The organism is Paraburkholderia sacchari, from assembly GCF_000785435.2.
Lineage (GTDB): Bacteria > Pseudomonadota > Gammaproteobacteria > Burkholderiales > Burkholderiaceae > Paraburkholderia > Paraburkholderia sacchari.
In genome coordinates this window covers 1,369,726-1,384,114 of the sequence record NZ_JTDB02000001.1, presented here as the reverse complement: position 1 = coordinate 1,384,114, position 14,389 = coordinate 1,369,726, and the positions used below count along the sequence as shown (strand labels likewise).

Here is a 14,389-nt window from a genome sequence, read left to right as displayed (position 1 = left end):
GCGTCGCGCAACGTCCGACAGAGTATAGGATTAAGAATCTATAATTACAAATACACTAACTCATTGATTTTTATAAAATCATGCAAAAATACAGGGTATGTACCAGGGTCATGTTAAGCTCTTGCCATGAATAGTCAGTCGAATAGCTCCCCTCTGTTGTTGCGCACTCGCGGCATGGCCGCGGAGGTCGCCGCGCGCTTGCGCGTCATGATCGATGAAGGCGAGATGCCGCCGGGCGCGCGCATCGACGAAAAAGAAATGTGCATGGCGTTCGACGTGTCGAAGACGCCCTTGCGCGAGGCGCTCAAGGTGCTGGTTTCGGAAGGGCGCGTGACGCACCGGCAATACATTGGCTACCGCGTGGCGGCGATCGACCTCGACGACCTCGCCAGCACCTTCGAGATGCTGCACGGCTTCGAAGCGATGGCGGGGGCGTTGTTGCAGCAGCGCGTGAGCGTCGCGCAGGTGGCCGCCATCGCGGCGAAGCACCGGCGCATGGTGGAATGCCACCATGCGGGCGAGCGGCTAGCGTATTTCCAGCTGAATCAGCAGGTGCATCAGATGATCGTGGATGCGGCCGGGAATCCGGTGCTTTCGAATATCTACGCGACGCTGATGGCGAAAGTGCATCGCGCGCGCGGCGCGGCGAATACCGATGTGTTGCGCTGGTCGGAATCGATGGTTGAGCATGATGCGATTCTGGCTGCGCTTGAAGATCCTGCGCACGCTGATTTACCGCGGATTTTGCGCGAGCATTCGGAAAAGACGGCGAGCGAGGTGCTGGCCGTGCTGCATCGGGCGCGCGCCGGTGCGCCTGCTGCGCGGGACGAAGTTATCGCTTCATGCGCTTGAGCACGAGCAGGCACAGCGCCGGCACGTGAACGATGCCCATGCCGCACGCGATCACGGCCCACGGCGGCGCGGCCGGACCGGTCAGCATCGCGCTCACCACACCGAACCCCAAACCCACGAGCAGCAGCGACGCATGCGCGATGAGCCGTTTCGGCCCTCGGGGCGTGAAGCGAGGAAGGCTCGCGTGGACAAAGACGACGATCAACAGGGCGAGTGTGGCGACCAGCGGGGCCATGGGGGTCCTGGGGTTGGAGAGTTTCTTGAGCTTGCGGTGATGAACCGTTCGCGAGTCCGGACATCATGTGCGATTGTGCCAGGATTGGCGGCGGGCGCGTAGCTGCCTGCATGGACTCGCCCCGCAAATCGCCTAAACTACAAAACCGGCGGCGACGGACTTTGCCGCGCCGCCGCACCGCCATGGCCCACATATTCTTCGCTGCCTCGATACAACGGCATGTCGCGACGCCCGAGCGCGAGATCGACGCGCACACGCTGGGCGAAGCGTTCGAGGCCGTTTTCGCCGCGCAGCCGAGGCTGCGCGGTTACATTCTCGATGATCAAGGCGCACTGCGGCGGCATCTGTCCGTGTTCGTGGATGGCCAACCCGTGCGCGACCGGCAACATCTTTCCGATACCTTGAGCGAGGCTAGCCGCGTCTACGTCGTTCAAGCGTTGTCGGGCGGGTAGATATCCGCCCAGGAGACATTCCACATGAGCGATCGATTACTTGTCGCCACACGCAAGGGACTGTTCGTACTGCAACACGATGGCGCGGGCGGCTGGACGTACGGCGCGCCGCATTTCGCGGGCGAGCCGGTGAGCATGGTGCTACCGGACTCACGCGACGGGACGCTTTACGCCGCGCTCAATCTCGGTCACTTCGGCGTGAAGCTGCACCGGCTGCGCGCGGGCATGACCGATTGGGAAGAGTGCGCGGTTCCGGTCTACCCGCCGCAGCCGCCCGAGGAGGCGCGCGCGAGCAACGGCTCGAGCGACGCTGAGCCCCGCCCGCCATCGCCACCCTGGACGCTGCAGCAAATCTGGTCGCTAGAGACGGGTGGCCCGGACGAGCCGGGTGTGCTGTGGGCAGGCACGATTCCCGGCGGACTGTTCCGCTCCGGCGACGGCGGCGACTCCTGGGAACTCAACCGCGCGCTGTGGGACCGCCCGGAGCGTCCCGAATGGTTCGGTGGCGGCTACGACGCACCGGGCATCCATTCCGTGGTGGTCGACCCGCGCGACAGCCGTCACGTGACCATTGGCATATCGTGCGGCGGCGTGTGGCAGACCGTCGATGGCGGCGCGAACTGGCAACTGAGTTCCGAGGGCATGGAAGCCGATTACATGCCGCCTGAGCGGCGCGGCGAAGCCAACGTGCAGGACCCGCACCGCGTCGTGCAATGTGCGGCGAACCCCGATGTGCTGTGGACGCAGCATCACTGCGCGATCTTCCGCTCGACCGACGGCGCGGCGCACTGGCAGCGCATCGAAGCGCAGCCGTCGAGCTTTGGCTTCGCGGTAGCCGTGCATCCGCGCGAGCCCGATACCGCATGGTTCGTGCCGGCCGTGAAGGACGCCTGCCGTGTGCCGGTGGACGGCAAGTTCGTGGTCACGCGTACGCGCGATGGCGGCCGCACGTTCGAGCGCTTCTCGAACGGTTTGCCGCCCGCGCCGGCCTATGACCTCGTGTATCGGCACGGGCTTGTCGTCGACGACTCGGGCACGCGTCTCGCGATGGGGTCCACCACCGGCGCGCTCTGGACTTCCAGTGACGGCGGCGAAAACTGGCGCCTGGTTTCCGCGCATTTGCCACCGATTTATTGCGTGCGGTTTGGGTGAGGATTCCTGATTAAAATTCCGATTCGATGTCTGTAATAGACAGGTGTGCAGTGCATTTGCGCGTGTGGTTGAGCGGGGCGCTCAGCGTGCTTGAGCGCCCCCGAAAAGGTATTACCCCTTCACATTCCAAACCCAGCCCGCCGGATCTGCAATCTTGCCGCGCTGAATGCCGGTGAGCAGCGTACGCAACTGACGCGTGACTTCTCCCTCACCGCCATCGCCAATCGAGAACTCGCCGCCCGCATGACGCACGGTGCCGATCGCCGTAACAACCGCCGCCGTGCCGCACGCGAACGTTTCCTTGATGCGGCCCGACGCGGCGCCATCGCGCCAGTCGTCGAAGGAAATGGGCGTTTCGTTGACGGTCAAGCCTTCCTTGCGCGCCAGCTCGATGATCGACGCGCGCGTGATGCCCGGCAGGATCGTGCCGGAAAGCGGCGGCGTGACGAGCGAGCCGTCGTCGAGCACGAAGAACACGTTCATGCCGCCGAGCTCTTCGATCCAGCGATGCTGCGCGGCGTCCAGGAACACCACCTGATCGCAGCCATGCGCCGACGCCTCGGTCTGCGCAATCAGGCTGGCCGCATAGTTGCCGCCGCACTTGGCCGCGCCCGTGCCGCCCGGCGCCGCGCGCGTGTACTGGTCCGAGACCCAGACCGTGACCGCCGACTTGCCCGACTTGAAATAGGGACCGACCGGGCAGGCGATCACGCAGAAGATGTATTCGCTGGCCGCGCGCACGCCGAGGAAGCTCTCGTTGGCGAACATGAACGGGCGCAGGTAGAGGCTGCCGTCGCCGCCCGGCACCCAGGCGCGGTCGATGTCGACGAGCGCCTCGACGGCGCGCAGGAACAACTCTTCGGGCAGGTCGGCCATCGACATGCGCGCCGCCGAGTTGCGGAAGCGCTTGGCGTTTTCCTGCGGGCGGAACAGCGAGATCTGGCCGTTTTCGCCGCGATACGCCTTCATGCCCTCAAAAATTTCCTGTGCGTAGTGCAGCACGGCGCAGGCCGGGTCGATCTGGAACGGGCGGCGCGCTTCCACCTTGGCGTCGTGCCAGCCGATGCCTTCCGTCCAGCGGATCGTGACCATGTGATCCGTGAAAACGCGTCCGAACACCGGATTGGTCAGCCGGGCGGCGATTTCATCGGCCGGCGTGGGATTCGGGTGCCGTTCCACGGCGATTTCAAGGGGACGGGGGGTGTTCATTTGCGTCGTCTCTCGCGGTTATTGATCGAAAAAGCCCAGGCCGATGTTCTACCAGATATCGCGGGGTTCGGCGAATATTCGGAGAGAATTGTCCCTTTTAAGCCGCCGCCTGCTGCGAAACCGGGCCCGTCACTTTCACGCGGCTAACATAGGCGAGCGCGGCGAGGCTGATCATGGCGGTTGCGATCAGCCAGTAGCCCGGCGCGCTCTTGTCGCCGGTGGCGCTGAGCATCCACGTGACGATTGCCGGCGTGAAGCCGCCGAACACGGTAACGCCGATGTTGTAGCCGATCGACATGCCCGTCGCGCGCGTCGCGGCCGGAAAGATTTCGGCCATGAGCGCGGGCAGCGCGCCGAAATAGATCGATTTCAGCAGCGCGAGCCACGCGATCAGCACGAACAGCGGCAGCACGTCCGAATGGCTCGTGGCCCAGGCAAAGCCGGGATACGCGCTGATGAGCAGCAGCACCCCCACGCAGGTCATTTGCGTGCGGCGGCCGATGCGGTCCGACAAATACCCCGCGAACGGCGTCACGACCGTGAGAATCACGCCGCCCACCATGGTCGCCGCGAAACCTGTCGCCGCGGGCAGGTGGAGCTGGCGGATCGCGAAGGTCGGAATGTACTGGAGCAGATAGTTGACCGCCGTGGAGACGGTCAGCAGGCCGATGGCCGTGAGCACGAGGCGCTTTTGCCGGGTCAGCACGTCGCGCACGGGCGTCTCGGTGCGCTCGGCGCGCTTGAAGTCCTCGGCGTCGTCGATGTAGCTGCGCAGATAGAGGCCCACCGGACCAATCAGCAATCCGAAGAAAAACGGCAGGCGCCAGCCCCATGCCGCGAGATCGGCGGGCGTCAGGATGCGCGCGAGCCCGAAGCCGAACGAGGCCGCGAGCAGCGTCGCGAGGCCCTGCGTCGCGAACTGCCAGCTCGCGAAGAAGCCGCGCCGGTGCGGGGCATGTTCGATCAGCATGGCGGTCGATGCGCCGAACTCGCCGCCCGCCGAGAAGCCCTGGATGAGCCGCGCGGCGAACACCGCGAGCGGCGCGGCCAGGCCAATCGCCGCGTAGTCGGGAATCAGCGCGATGATGGCCGTGCCCACCATCATGAGGCTTACCGAGAGCATCATCGCCGCTTTGCGTCCGCGCAGGTCGGCGTAGGCGCCCAGCACCGCGCCGCCGATCGGCCGCACGAGGTACGAGGCGCCGAAGGTGCCGAACGTGAGCAGCATCGAAACGGTTTCGTTGACGGCCGGAAAGAAGTGCTTGCCGATATACACCGCGAAGAACCCGTAAATGGCGATGTCGAACCATTCGAGCGCGTTGCCGGCGGAGGTGGCGATGACGAGCCTGACGAGGCTCACGGGTTTCCTGGCGGACATGTTGGCGGGCCTTTTTTTCAGAGCAGGGCGTCGGAGGATTGCGGCGCTTGCGGTTTCGATGGGGCTTGCGGGCTGGTTGCGGCCGTACCCGCGGCTGCACCTGCGGCGAGGCGCGCGGCGTCGTCGCCAAGGTCCCACCAGAGTCCGGCCATCACGGCTAGCGCTTCGCGCGCCACCGAGCCGAGCAGATGCTCGTTCGGCGCGTGCTGCGCGCAGGCGGGATACGAGTGCGGGATCCAGAGCGTCGGCAGGCCGAGCGTGTACGCGAACACGTCGTTGGGCACGGTGCCGCCCAGGTTCGGCAGCAGCGCGGGCTTTTTGCCCGTGGACGCGCGCAGCGATTCGAGCGCCCAGTGCACCCAGGCGTCGTCGGGGTCGAGGCGCGTGGCCGCCGATATCTGCGTGACGCGCACTTTTACGTCGCTGAAGCCGAGCCGCGCGAAATGCGCTTCGAGGTGTTCGCCCGCGTGTTCGGCGTCGGTGCCCACCACGAAGCGCAACTGGCAGGTCGCCTTGGCCGTGGGCGGAATTGCGTTGACGGGCGCGTCGGGATTGCCGGCCTTGAACGCGAGCACTTCGAGCGTGTTCCAGGCAATCACGCGCTCGGTGGGCGTGAGGCCGGGCTCGCCCCAATCCGGGTCGATTGCGGGGGCGTCCTCGTCGCCGCCGAGCACGATGTCGGCGAGCGCTTCGCGCACGCTCGCCGGAATCGGCGGCGGGCGCAGGCCGTCCACGGCGATGGCGCCGCGCGCGTCGACGAGGCTCGCGATCGCGTGCGAAAGCACGATGGCCGGATTGCGCAGCGCGCCGCCCCAGTTGCCTGAGTGATGCGCGCCTTTGCGCAGGTCGACGAGCAACTCGAAGGTCACCCCGCCGCGCGAGCCGAGGAATACCGTGGGCCGCTCGGCCAGCACGCGCGGGCCGTCCGAGGCGATGAACACGTCCGCCGCGAGGGCGTCACGATGCGCGGCGCAAACGTCGTCGAGGCCCGGCGAGCCGATTTCCTCGCCGGTTTCGAAGATCAGTTTCACGTTGTAGCCGAGCTTGCCGCCACGCGCGTCGAGCACCGCGGCGAGCGCCGCGAAGTTCACGGAGTGCTGGCCCTTGTTGTCGGCGGTGCCGCGCCCGTACCAGCGGTCGCCTTCCACGGTGACCGTCCAGGGCGCGAGGCCTTCGCGCCATTGTTCGTCGTAGCCGCGCACCACGTCGCCGTGACCGTAGGTCAGCACGGTCGGCAAGGCCGGGTCTTCGATGCGCTCCGCGATCAGCATCGGCGCGCGCGTGGCCGCCGGATTCTCGACGATGCGGCTCGCGAAGCCGAGCGGGGCGAGTGCGGGCGCAACTTCATCGGTGAGATAGGCGCGCACGGCGTCGGCCTGCGCGGGATTCTGGCTTTCCGTGCGAAAGCCGACGCGGCGCTGAAGATCGGCGAGAAACGCGCCGCTGTCATAGGTGCGCAGCGCGCGGTCGATGGAGATTTGTCGGGATTCGGTCAAGGGGCTTCTCTCTGGCTCGCACGGGAAACTGCAATAAATTGCAGGCAATGCAGCCAGTCTAGGAAGACCAAAAATTCGCAACAATTTCAATATTTGCAGTTAGCATTGCCAAAACGGCAACGCGCCGCATTGAACGGATCAGCCCATGCTTCATGGAATTGCTTTGCGCTACTTCGTCGAGGTCGCGCGCACGGGGTCGCTGGCGGCGGCGTCGGAAAACCTGCACGTGGCCGTCTCGGCCATCAGCCGGCAGATCAGCAAGCTCGAGCAGGACGTGGGCACGGCGCTGTTCGAGCGCATGCCGCGCGGCATGGTGCTGACCGAGTCGGGCGAGCGGCTGGCCGGGCACGCGCGGCGCGCGCTGCTCGAAGGCGACGCGGTGCTCGCTGAAATCGCCACGGCGCAAGCGCTCGGCAGCGGCATCGTGCGCATCGGCTGCACGGAGGGCTTCACGCGCTCGTTCCTTCCGCATGTGCTGGCCGAGCACCATGCCGTTGCGCCGCAGGTACATTTTCATCTGCGCTCGGGTACGCCTTCGCAGGTCGAGCAGTGGGTGGCCACCGGCGAGGTCGATCTGGGGCTGTCGTTTTCGAGCGGAGATCCGGCGAAGGTCCAGGTGGAATACAGCGCCGAGTCGCCGGTTTGCGCGCTGGTCGCGCCCGGGCATCCGCTGGCGCGTCACGCGTCGCTCACGCTCGCCGATCTGCGCGACTATCCCATCGCGCTGCTCGGGCGCGGCAATACGGCTCGCCAGTTGTTCGACGAATGTTGTGCGCGCCATGGCATTACGCTCGAACCCATTCTCACGAGCAACAATTCGAGCGCCTTGCATGCGTTTGCTTCGCTGGCCGGAGCAATTACGCTGGGCAGCAAGCTCTCGCTGGCGGGACTCGGCAGCGATCTCTCGCTGATCGCCAGGCGCCTGGACGAACCGCTGCTCAACCAGCGCAGCCTCTGCGTGACGACTATGCGCGAGAGACGGCTTTCCCGGCCGATAGAGGGGGTGCTGAAAGCGTTGATCGCGGAGATCGAAAGCGCGTCCTCAGTGTGAGCAGGTTTTGGCTTCTTTTCGATACGTAGCGCATTTTGTGCGCATATTCTGGGCGTGGCCCAATATTCGGAGATTGACACCATGACAGTGGAAAAAGTGGCAGTGGTTACCGCGGGCGGCAGTGGCATGGGCGCGGCCGCCGCGCGGCGCCTGGCCGCCGACGGCTTCAAGATTGCAATCCTTTCGTCCTCGGGCAAAGGCGAGGCGCTGGCGGCGGAACTCGGCGGCGTGGGCGTGACGGGCTCGAACCAGTCGAACGACGACCTTCGCAAGCTCGTCGACCTGACCATGTCGCGCTGGGGCCGCATCGACGTGCTGGTGAACAGCGCGGGCCACGGTCCGCGCGGCCCGCTCCTCGATATCTCCGACGAAGACTGGCATCGGGGCATGGACACCTACCTGATGAACGTGATTCGGCCCACGCGTCTCGTTGCGCCTATCATGCAGAAGCAGCAGGGCGGCGTGGTGATCAATATCTCCACCGCCTGGGCTTTCGAGCCGAGCGAGATGTTCCCCACCTCGACCGTGTTCCGCGCCGGCCTGGCGTCGTACACGAAGCTCTTCGCGGACACACAGGCCAAGTACAACATTCGCATGAACAATGTGCTGCCGGGCTGGATCGACAGCCTGCCCGCGCAGGAAGCGCGCCGCGAAAGCGTACCGCTGCAGCGCTATGGAACGAGCGAGGAAATCGCGGCCACGATTGCGTTTCTGGCCTCCGATGGCGCGGCCTACATTACCGGCCAGAATATTCGCGTCGATGGCGGCGTGACGAAATCGGTTTGATAACGCCGGTCTGAATCCATGTGATTGGAACCCGTGACGCGCGGAAAATAGCCGCGCGCCACGGCTTTGACTTTGCATGGTGCGTCCACTAGATTCAAATCACGCAGCCCAGCGTGCCACACGTTTTCATCAAGCAAATCAAAGGGCAACGCGCCGGTGACAGGAGAACGACCGTGATTTCCTGGGAAATCCAGGGCACCGAGTTGATCAGCTGCAATTGCTCATACGGTTGCCCTTGCCAGTTCAACGCGCTGCCGACTCGTGGCTGGTGCGAGGCCATGGGAGCGATATCGATCGCCGAAGGCTTCTACGGCGATGTGCGGCTCGACGGCGTCAATATCGCAGTGGTATTTCAATGGCCCGGGGCGGTTCACGAAGGCCGGGGAAAGTGCCAGCCGATCGTCGACGAACGGGCCAGCCCCGAGCAACGCGACGCCATCCTGAAGATCATGACCGGTCAGGATACCGAACCATTCGCCACGATGTTCGCGGTCTACTCGTCGACGATCGAGCAGGCGTTCGAGCCGATCTTCACGAAGATCGATTTCGAAGCCGATGTCGATGCGAGGCGCGGCCGGGTTCATGTCGAAGGCGTTTTCGACCTCGTCGGCGAGCCGATTCGAAATCCGGTGTCCGGCGCCGAGCATCGCGCGCGCATCGACCTGCCGAACGGTTTCGAGTACGAAATTGCCGAAATCGGTTCGGGCTCGGGCCGCTCGCAAGGCAACATCGCGCTGCAACTGGACGGCACCTATGCGCAGTTCGCGCGCCTGCACCTGAATAACCAGGGGCTGGTCCGGCATCGCGCCGCCGCATGAACCCGGTCGCTAGCTGGCGTGGCCATGCGGTGACGGCGCCTGGCATTGCTGGCTGGGCCGGCATCGCCGGCGTGGTGGCGGCATCGTGGTACTACGTGTGGACTGGGGCGGGCACCGGCATGTCGGCGCTGGCCATGACGGCGGCGACGCTGTTCCCGCACCGGCTCGACAGCGCAGGCGCCATGGCGCTGTCGCTGCCCGCCGTGATCGTCATGTGGTGGATCATGATGATCGCGATGATGACGCCCAGCGCGTTGCCGCTGATCCTGCTGTATCGCCGTGTGATCCGGCATCGCGGCGCATCGGAATCGCATACCGCCGTGCTTTCGCTGTGTCTTCTGGCCGGCTATCTCTGTGCGTGGCTCGCGTTTTCGATTGGCGCGTCGTGGCTGCAGATGATCCTGCAACCGCGCGGTCTCATTTCGGCAATGATGCTGTGGTCGAAGAGCGCGGTTCTTTCGGCGGTCGTTCTCGCGATGGCCGGTATCTATCAGTTCACGCCGCTCAAGCGCGCTTGTCTCAAGCAATGCCGCTCGCCGGTCAATTTCCTGATCGGGCATGGGCGCCCCGGCGTCGCGGGTGGCTTCCTGCTCGGCGTGCGGCACGGGATGTACTGCGTCGGCTGCTGCTGGCTGCTGATGGCGCTGCTATTCGTCGGCGGCGTCATGAACGTGCTGTGGATCGCCGCGCTCTCGCTGATCGTTTTCGTTGAAAAGGTTCTGCCTGGCGGCGAGCGCATTGGTCATGCACTGGGCGTGGCGTTGATCGTGTGGGCGGGCGCGACGCTGCTGGTGTAAGCGATGCGTCGCGCAAGGCTACAGCACCGTACGCCGGCGGTGCGCTTCGGCCAGGCGCTCGATGGCCCTGCGGGCCTTGTCGATCTCCTGAGTCTTGTCGAAGAAATAATGTGCACCTGCCGCCTGGCAGGCTTCGCGAAAGGGCTGGCTCGATTGATTGGTCAGCACCATCGTGACGACCGGCGGCCCGCGGCGGGCGAGTGCCGATATCAACTCGATCCCGTTTGCGTCGGGCAAGCGCAAGTCGGTAATCACGACAGCGGGGCGGCAGGCGGCGATGCATCTTAGTGCAGTCTGGATGTCCTCCGCTTCGCCAACGACGCGGACCCCGTCGATCGTATGGAGCAACGCCGCGATCCGGCGGCGCAGCGATGCCGAGTCTTCGACGAGGAAGACGGTCAGTTCTTTCGGTGAGACGTTCGCATCCATGTGCAGAAGTATCGGGCCCGCCATCGCGCAAGGGAATCGGCGGCGGTTGAACTTCGGGTAGGCGAAATGGAAGTCGTGTAGGCGGATTCCTACCCGATCGGCATAGAAGCCACGCCGCCGCGCCAGACCGGGTCGCGCCAGACCGGGTCGCTCTAGACCGGGTCGCGCTAGACCTCGTCGTTGTCCTCGAATAGCTTGTGGCGCATCGCATAGCGCACGAGCGCGGCCTCGTGCGGGACGCGCATTTTTTCGAGGATGCGCGTCTTGTAAGTGCTGACCGTTTTCGCGCTCACGCAGAGCGCCTGAGCGATTTCGGTGATGGTCTCGCCGGCGGCCAGGCGCCTGAACACGTCGAACTCGCGGTCGGAAAGACGCTGGTGAGGCAGCGCGTCGGCCGGTTCGTTCAGGCTCTGCGCGAACTGCTCGGCCATTGCGAGGCTCACATACACGCCGCCTGCCGCCACCTTGGTGACGGCCGAAACCAGTTCCGCGCCGGCGCTTTCCTTGGTCAGGTAGCCGGACGCGCCGGCCCTGAACGCCCGCACCGCGTATTGCTGCTCGGCGTGCATGGTCAGCACGAGAATGCGCAGTTCGGGCTTTTCTTCCTTGATCTGCTTGATCAACTCGACGCCGTTGCGTCCCGGCATCGACAGATCGAGCAGCAGCACGTGTGCCGGGGTCGAGCGGATCAGCGCGATCGTGCTCACGCCGTCGCGCGCCTCGCCGACCACGTCGAACCCGCTGGCGTTCTGCAGGATATGGCGGAGACCGTCACGCACGAGCGCGTGGTCGTCGGCGATCAAAACCTGGGTCATGGGTGGGTGTCCTCCAGCTGTGCCGCTGGTTGCGGGAAAGCCAAGTGATGTTTGCGGCGAGCCGCTGTGGATCATCCCGCTGCGGATAATTCTGTTGCCAGGAGGCAGTATGCAATAGTTGCCTTCGACATGCATCCTCTGCTCAAATGCCTTCTCCTGATTCATTTCCAGGCAGGCGCATGGGTCGCGATCGAGACGACGGCAACCAGATGTTTCTTTCGACCTTGCCCGCGGGGCGCAGCGAGCGGCGGCTCGCGCTCACGGTCATCTTCGCGAGCTGCGCGCTGTTCGCGGTATTTGCGCCGTTTGCGAAGCGTCCGCTGCCGGTGGTGGGGGCGTTCATCCCGATCTACGAATCGGCGCTGGTGATGAACGACCTGATTACGGCCATGCTGCTGTTCGGCCAGTTCAATTCGCTGCGCTCGCGTGCGCTGCTCGCCCTCGGCAGCGGCTATCTCTTCACCGCCGGCATGACTATTGCACATGGCCTCACGTTTCCGGGCCTGTTCGCACCCGCCGGGTTGCTAGGTGCCGGCACGCAGAGCACCGCGTGGATCTATATGTTCTGGCACGCCGGTTTTCCCTGCTTCGCTACGGCCTATGTGCTGCTCGGCAAGGCCGCTCACGGTGATCGCCGCGCCATGCCAGGGCGTTCGGCGCGCGCATCGATCGCGTTGTGCGTGCTGGCCGTGGCGGCGCTCGTTTGCGTCCTGACCGTCTTCGCCACGGCGGGCCAGGCGCTGCTGCCCGATCTCCTCGTGAACGGACGCTTTACCTGGGCGTACCGCTGGGTGATTGGCGCGGTGTGGCTGGCGAGCCCGTTCGCGCTCGCCATTCTATGGCGGCACGGCAAGCGCACGGCGCTCGACATGTGGCTGATGGTCGTGATGGTGGCGTGGATGATCGACATCGCGCTTGCCGCGATGCTCAACCACGGCCGCTTCGATCTCGGGTTCTATGCAGGGCGGATATATGGCCTGCTGGCGGCGAGCTTCGTGCTGATCGTGCTGCTGGTCGAGAGCGGCACGCTCTATGCGCGGCTCGTTGCGCTCACGCGCCGCGACATGCGCCGGGATATGCGCGAGCGCATGCGCGTGAAGGAGTTCGAACATCTGGGGCACCTCTCGGCGGGCATCCAGGCCGCGCGCGAGGAGGAGCAAAAGCGCATCGCGCGCGAACTGCACGACGATCTCGGACAGCGGCTGACCGCGTTGAAGATCGACCTGACGATGCTCGAAAGCGATCTCGACGACCGCGCGATGGCGCCGGTGCTGCGCGGCCGGGCACGCTCGATGATGACGTTGATCGACGAAACCGTGAGATCGGTGCGCCACATCGCAGCCGGGCTGCGTCCGATCGTGCTCGACGACCTCGGGCTCGTGCCGGCGCTCGAATGGCTCGCCGGCGATTTCGAAAGCCGCAATGGGATCGCGGTGGATCTGGTCATCGACATCGACGATCTGCATATCGATTCGGCGGCGGCCACGGCGATGTACCGGATCGTCCAGGAAGCGCTCACGAACATTGCAAAACACTCGGAGGCCACCGAAGTGCAGGTCGAGGTTGTGCTGGACGGCGATGCGTGCCGCATCGGCGTGGCCGACAACGGGCGCGGCTCGGCGGCCGGCGCGATGCACAAGGAGCAGTCGTTCGGTTTGCTCGGCATGCGCGAGCGGGTCCGGCAATTGAACGGCGCGGTGTCTGTCGATACGGCGCCGGGCGAGGGATTTCGCTTGTCGGTCAGCCTGCCGGTGAGCGCTCTGAATCGAGAGGAACCGGCATAGGGCGGGGCGGCTTGGCCTTCGCGCGCTTGCCCGCGCGTGAAGGCGGCTGGCAAATCGCACAGACCTTGCCCTCCGGCGCATCGTACTTGTGGATCACGAACTTGCCCGCGCAGCGGCGGCATGAAGTCAACTGCAGGATTGCGCCGTTGAAGAAGCGCACCAGCGTCCAGGCGCGCGTCAAATCGAGTTGCATCTCGAGACCGTTGTGCGCGCAGTGTTCCCGATACAGGCGAAATCCCTTGGTCAGCGCGTCGAGATGCGAGCAGCCCGCCGAGTCCTTGAGAAACACATACGTGTTGTAGAACAGCGAGGCGTGGATGTTGGCCTGCCACGTCATGTACCAGTCGGCGGACGACGGCAGCATGCCCTTTGGCGGCGATTCTCCCTTGATCTCGTGGTAGAGCCGGATCAGCCGATCGCGCGGCAGTGCCAGCTCGCTTTCGAGCACCTGCATCCGTGCGCCGAGTTCGATCAATGCGCTTGCGCGCACCACTTCCCTTGCGTCTTCGATGATGCTCATCCTGGTCATGGCTCGCCTCGGTCCAGTCACGCGAACTGTTCGGCGGGCTGGCCCGCGAGCAGCACGGCTGCATGCGTGTGCGCGATATCGATGTGCTTCGCGGGCGCCGCCAGCACGGACAGCATCTGGTGGTCGTTGATGCGGAAGAAGCACAGCAACTGATTGCAGGCCGCGAGCTTGACGATTTGCGCGAGCGTCAGTCCGGCCAGCAGGTCGGCCACCTGCCCGGACAGGCCGAGCCGGAACATACCCGCCGGGCGGTCGTCGCGCAGCAGGCGCTGTGCAAGCGCGAGGTAGGACAGGTTGAGTTCCTGAATGGACTGCAGAGTATCGGCGCTATTCATGATGTTCCCCGCTCAAGGGCTACTTCGATATGTCTCCCGGCAACCTGCTGGCGCTGGCGCGAACGTGTGTCGCTCGGGTGACGGAAGTATTGCTTTGGCGGGGGGCAAATGAAATCAGCGGCCAGCGAACTTGATGTAGTCGCAACAGTAGTGCTGTCAGCGTTTTCCTACATATGTAGACGAATTCAGGGCGGCCAGCGATACACCCCGATGCCGTTGCTCTTGAAGTTGTTCTTCGTGATGACGTATTCGATGGTTGGCGGCCGCATCG

General features: G+C 64.9%; 16 protein-coding genes. 8 read left to right on the top strand and 8 right to left on the bottom strand.

Annotated elements, in window-relative coordinates; all coding sequences use genetic code 11:
• Positions 1-174: 174 nt before the first annotated feature.
• Positions 175-852, top strand: coding sequence for a GntR family transcriptional regulator (locus NH14_RS06175; protein WP_035529104.1), 678 nt, complete (start codon positions 175-177; stop codon positions 850-852).
• On the opposite strand, the gene NH14_RS06170 is transcribed toward NH14_RS06175, so the two are convergent.
• Positions 833-1,087 (bottom strand): hypothetical protein, encoded by a 255-nt coding sequence (locus NH14_RS06170; RefSeq protein ID WP_035529101.1) that lies wholly within the window; start codon positions 1,085-1,087, stop codon positions 833-835. The two genes, NH14_RS06175 and NH14_RS06170, sit on opposite strands and share 20 nt — an antisense overlap.
• A 182-nt stretch (positions 1,088-1,269) precedes the next feature.
• On the opposite strand from NH14_RS06170, the gene NH14_RS06165 reads away from it, so the two are divergent.
• Both NH14_RS06165 and NH14_RS06160 read left to right on the top strand, forming a co-directional pair.
• Entirely contained in the window at positions 1,270-1,539 is a 270-nt protein-coding gene (locus tag NH14_RS06165) for a MoaD/ThiS family protein (protein ID WP_035529267.1), read from the top strand.
• Positions 1,540-1,563: 24 nt separating this feature from the next.
• The gene (locus NH14_RS06160) at positions 1,564-2,691 is read left to right on the top strand and encodes a WD40/YVTN/BNR-like repeat-containing protein (protein WP_035529098.1); all 1,128 of its coding nucleotides are present in this window, start codon (positions 1,564-1,566) and stop codon (positions 2,689-2,691) included.
• A 111-nt stretch (positions 2,692-2,802) separates the two neighbouring features.
• Here the strand turns inward: NH14_RS06160 and NH14_RS06155 are convergent, their stop codons facing one another.
• The 3 genes from NH14_RS06155 to NH14_RS06145 form a co-directional block, all read right to left on the bottom strand.
• Positions 2,803-3,900, bottom strand: a complete 1,098-nt coding sequence (locus NH14_RS06155) for a branched-chain amino acid aminotransferase (RefSeq protein ID WP_035529095.1) — start codon at positions 3,898-3,900, stop codon at positions 2,803-2,805.
• A 97-nt stretch (positions 3,901-3,997) separates the two neighbouring features.
• Positions 3,998-5,278, bottom strand: coding sequence for an MFS transporter (locus NH14_RS06150; RefSeq protein WP_035529093.1), 1,281 nt, complete (start codon positions 5,276-5,278; stop codon positions 3,998-4,000).
• A gap of 17 nt (positions 5,279-5,295) precedes the next feature.
• Positions 5,296-6,774, bottom strand: coding sequence for a M20 family metallopeptidase (locus tag NH14_RS06145; RefSeq protein WP_052148179.1), 1,479 nt, complete (start codon positions 6,772-6,774; stop codon positions 5,296-5,298).
• Positions 6,775-6,919: 145 nt separating this feature from the next.
• Between NH14_RS06145 and NH14_RS06140 the strand changes: the two genes are divergently transcribed.
• From NH14_RS06140 to NH14_RS06125, 4 genes are all read left to right on the top strand, one after another.
• Positions 6,920-7,825, top strand: coding sequence for a LysR family transcriptional regulator (locus NH14_RS06140; protein ID WP_035529092.1), 906 nt, complete (start codon positions 6,920-6,922; stop codon positions 7,823-7,825).
• An 81-nt stretch (positions 7,826-7,906) separates the two neighbouring features.
• Complete coding sequence (locus tag NH14_RS06135) at positions 7,907-8,611, top strand: SDR family oxidoreductase (RefSeq protein ID WP_035529090.1); 705 nt, start codon at positions 7,907-7,909, stop codon at positions 8,609-8,611.
• A gap of 173 nt (positions 8,612-8,784) precedes the next feature.
• Complete coding sequence (locus tag NH14_RS06130) at positions 8,785-9,429, top strand: DUF1326 domain-containing protein (RefSeq protein WP_035529089.1); 645 nt, start codon at positions 8,785-8,787, stop codon at positions 9,427-9,429.
• Positions 9,426-10,226 (top strand): DUF2182 domain-containing protein, encoded by an 801-nt coding sequence (locus tag NH14_RS06125; protein WP_035529088.1) that lies wholly within the window; start codon positions 9,426-9,428, stop codon positions 10,224-10,226. Before NH14_RS06130 ends, NH14_RS06125 begins: the two co-directional genes overlap by 4 nt.
• Before the next feature lie 18 nt (positions 10,227-10,244).
• On the opposite strand, the gene NH14_RS06120 is transcribed toward NH14_RS06125, so the two are convergent.
• Together NH14_RS06120 and NH14_RS06115 are read right to left on the bottom strand one after the other, a co-directional pair.
• On the bottom strand, positions 10,245-10,655 hold the full coding sequence (locus tag NH14_RS06120) for a response regulator (protein ID WP_035529086.1): 411 nt from the start codon (positions 10,653-10,655) through the stop codon (positions 10,245-10,247).
• 167 nt (positions 10,656-10,822) lie between these two features.
• Positions 10,823-11,470, bottom strand: a complete 648-nt coding sequence (locus NH14_RS06115) for a response regulator (protein ID WP_035529083.1) — start codon at positions 11,468-11,470, stop codon at positions 10,823-10,825.
• A gap of 179 nt (positions 11,471-11,649) precedes the next feature.
• Between NH14_RS06115 and NH14_RS06110 the strand changes: the two genes are divergently transcribed.
• Entirely contained in the window at positions 11,650-13,254 is a 1,605-nt protein-coding gene (locus NH14_RS06110) for a sensor histidine kinase (RefSeq protein WP_035529082.1), read from the top strand.
• Here the strand turns inward: NH14_RS06110 and flhC are convergent.
• Positions 13,211-13,783, bottom strand: a complete 573-nt coding sequence (flhC, locus tag NH14_RS06105) for a flagellar transcriptional regulator FlhC (RefSeq protein ID WP_035529081.1) — start codon at positions 13,781-13,783, stop codon at positions 13,211-13,213. The two genes, NH14_RS06110 and flhC, sit on opposite strands and share 44 nt — an antisense overlap.
• A gap of 17 nt (positions 13,784-13,800) precedes the next feature.
• The gene (gene flhD / locus NH14_RS06100; RefSeq protein WP_035529079.1) at positions 13,801-14,118 is read right to left on the bottom strand and encodes a flagellar transcriptional regulator FlhD; all 318 of its coding nucleotides are present in this window, start codon (positions 14,116-14,118) and stop codon (positions 13,801-13,803) included.
• Between the last annotated feature and the right edge of the window lie 271 nt (positions 14,119-14,389).

Coding starts and splice junctions, on each gene's coding strand:
- NH14_RS06175 (WP_035529104.1), top strand. CDS start 175: ATGGCCGCGGAGGTCGCCGCGCGCTTGCGCGTCATGATCGATGAAGGC.
- NH14_RS06170 (WP_035529101.1), bottom strand. CDS start 1,087: ATGGCCCCGCTGGTCGCCACACTCGCCCTGTTGATCGTCGTCTTTGTC.
- NH14_RS06165 (WP_035529267.1), top strand. CDS start 1,270: ATGGCCCACATATTCTTCGCTGCCTCGATACAACGGCATGTCGCGACG.
- NH14_RS06160 (WP_035529098.1), top strand. CDS start 1,564: ATGAGCGATCGATTACTTGTCGCCACACGCAAGGGACTGTTCGTACTG.
- NH14_RS06155 (WP_035529095.1), bottom strand. CDS start 3,900: ATGAACACCCCCCGTCCCCTTGAAATCGCCGTGGAACGGCACCCGAAT.
- NH14_RS06150 (WP_035529093.1), bottom strand. CDS start 5,278: ATGTCCGCCAGGAAACCCGTGAGCCTCGTCAGGCTCGTCATCGCCACC.
- NH14_RS06140 (WP_035529092.1), top strand. CDS start 6,920: ATGCTTCATGGAATTGCTTTGCGCTACTTCGTCGAGGTCGCGCGCACG.
- NH14_RS06135 (WP_035529090.1), top strand. CDS start 7,907: ATGACAGTGGAAAAAGTGGCAGTGGTTACCGCGGGCGGCAGTGGCATG.
- NH14_RS06125 (WP_035529088.1), top strand. CDS start 9,426: ATGAACCCGGTCGCTAGCTGGCGTGGCCATGCGGTGACGGCGCCTGGC.
- NH14_RS06120 (WP_035529086.1), bottom strand. CDS start 10,655: ATGGATGCGAACGTCTCACCGAAAGAACTGACCGTCTTCCTCGTCGAA.
- NH14_RS06115 (WP_035529083.1), bottom strand. CDS start 11,470: ATGACCCAGGTTTTGATCGCCGACGACCACGCGCTCGTGCGTGACGGT.
- NH14_RS06110 (WP_035529082.1), top strand. CDS start 11,650: ATGGGTCGCGATCGAGACGACGGCAACCAGATGTTTCTTTCGACCTTG.
- flhC (WP_035529081.1), bottom strand. CDS start 13,783: ATGACCAGGATGAGCATCATCGAAGACGCAAGGGAAGTGGTGCGCGCA.
- flhD (WP_035529079.1), bottom strand. CDS start 14,118: ATGAATAGCGCCGATACTCTGCAGTCCATTCAGGAACTCAACCTGTCC.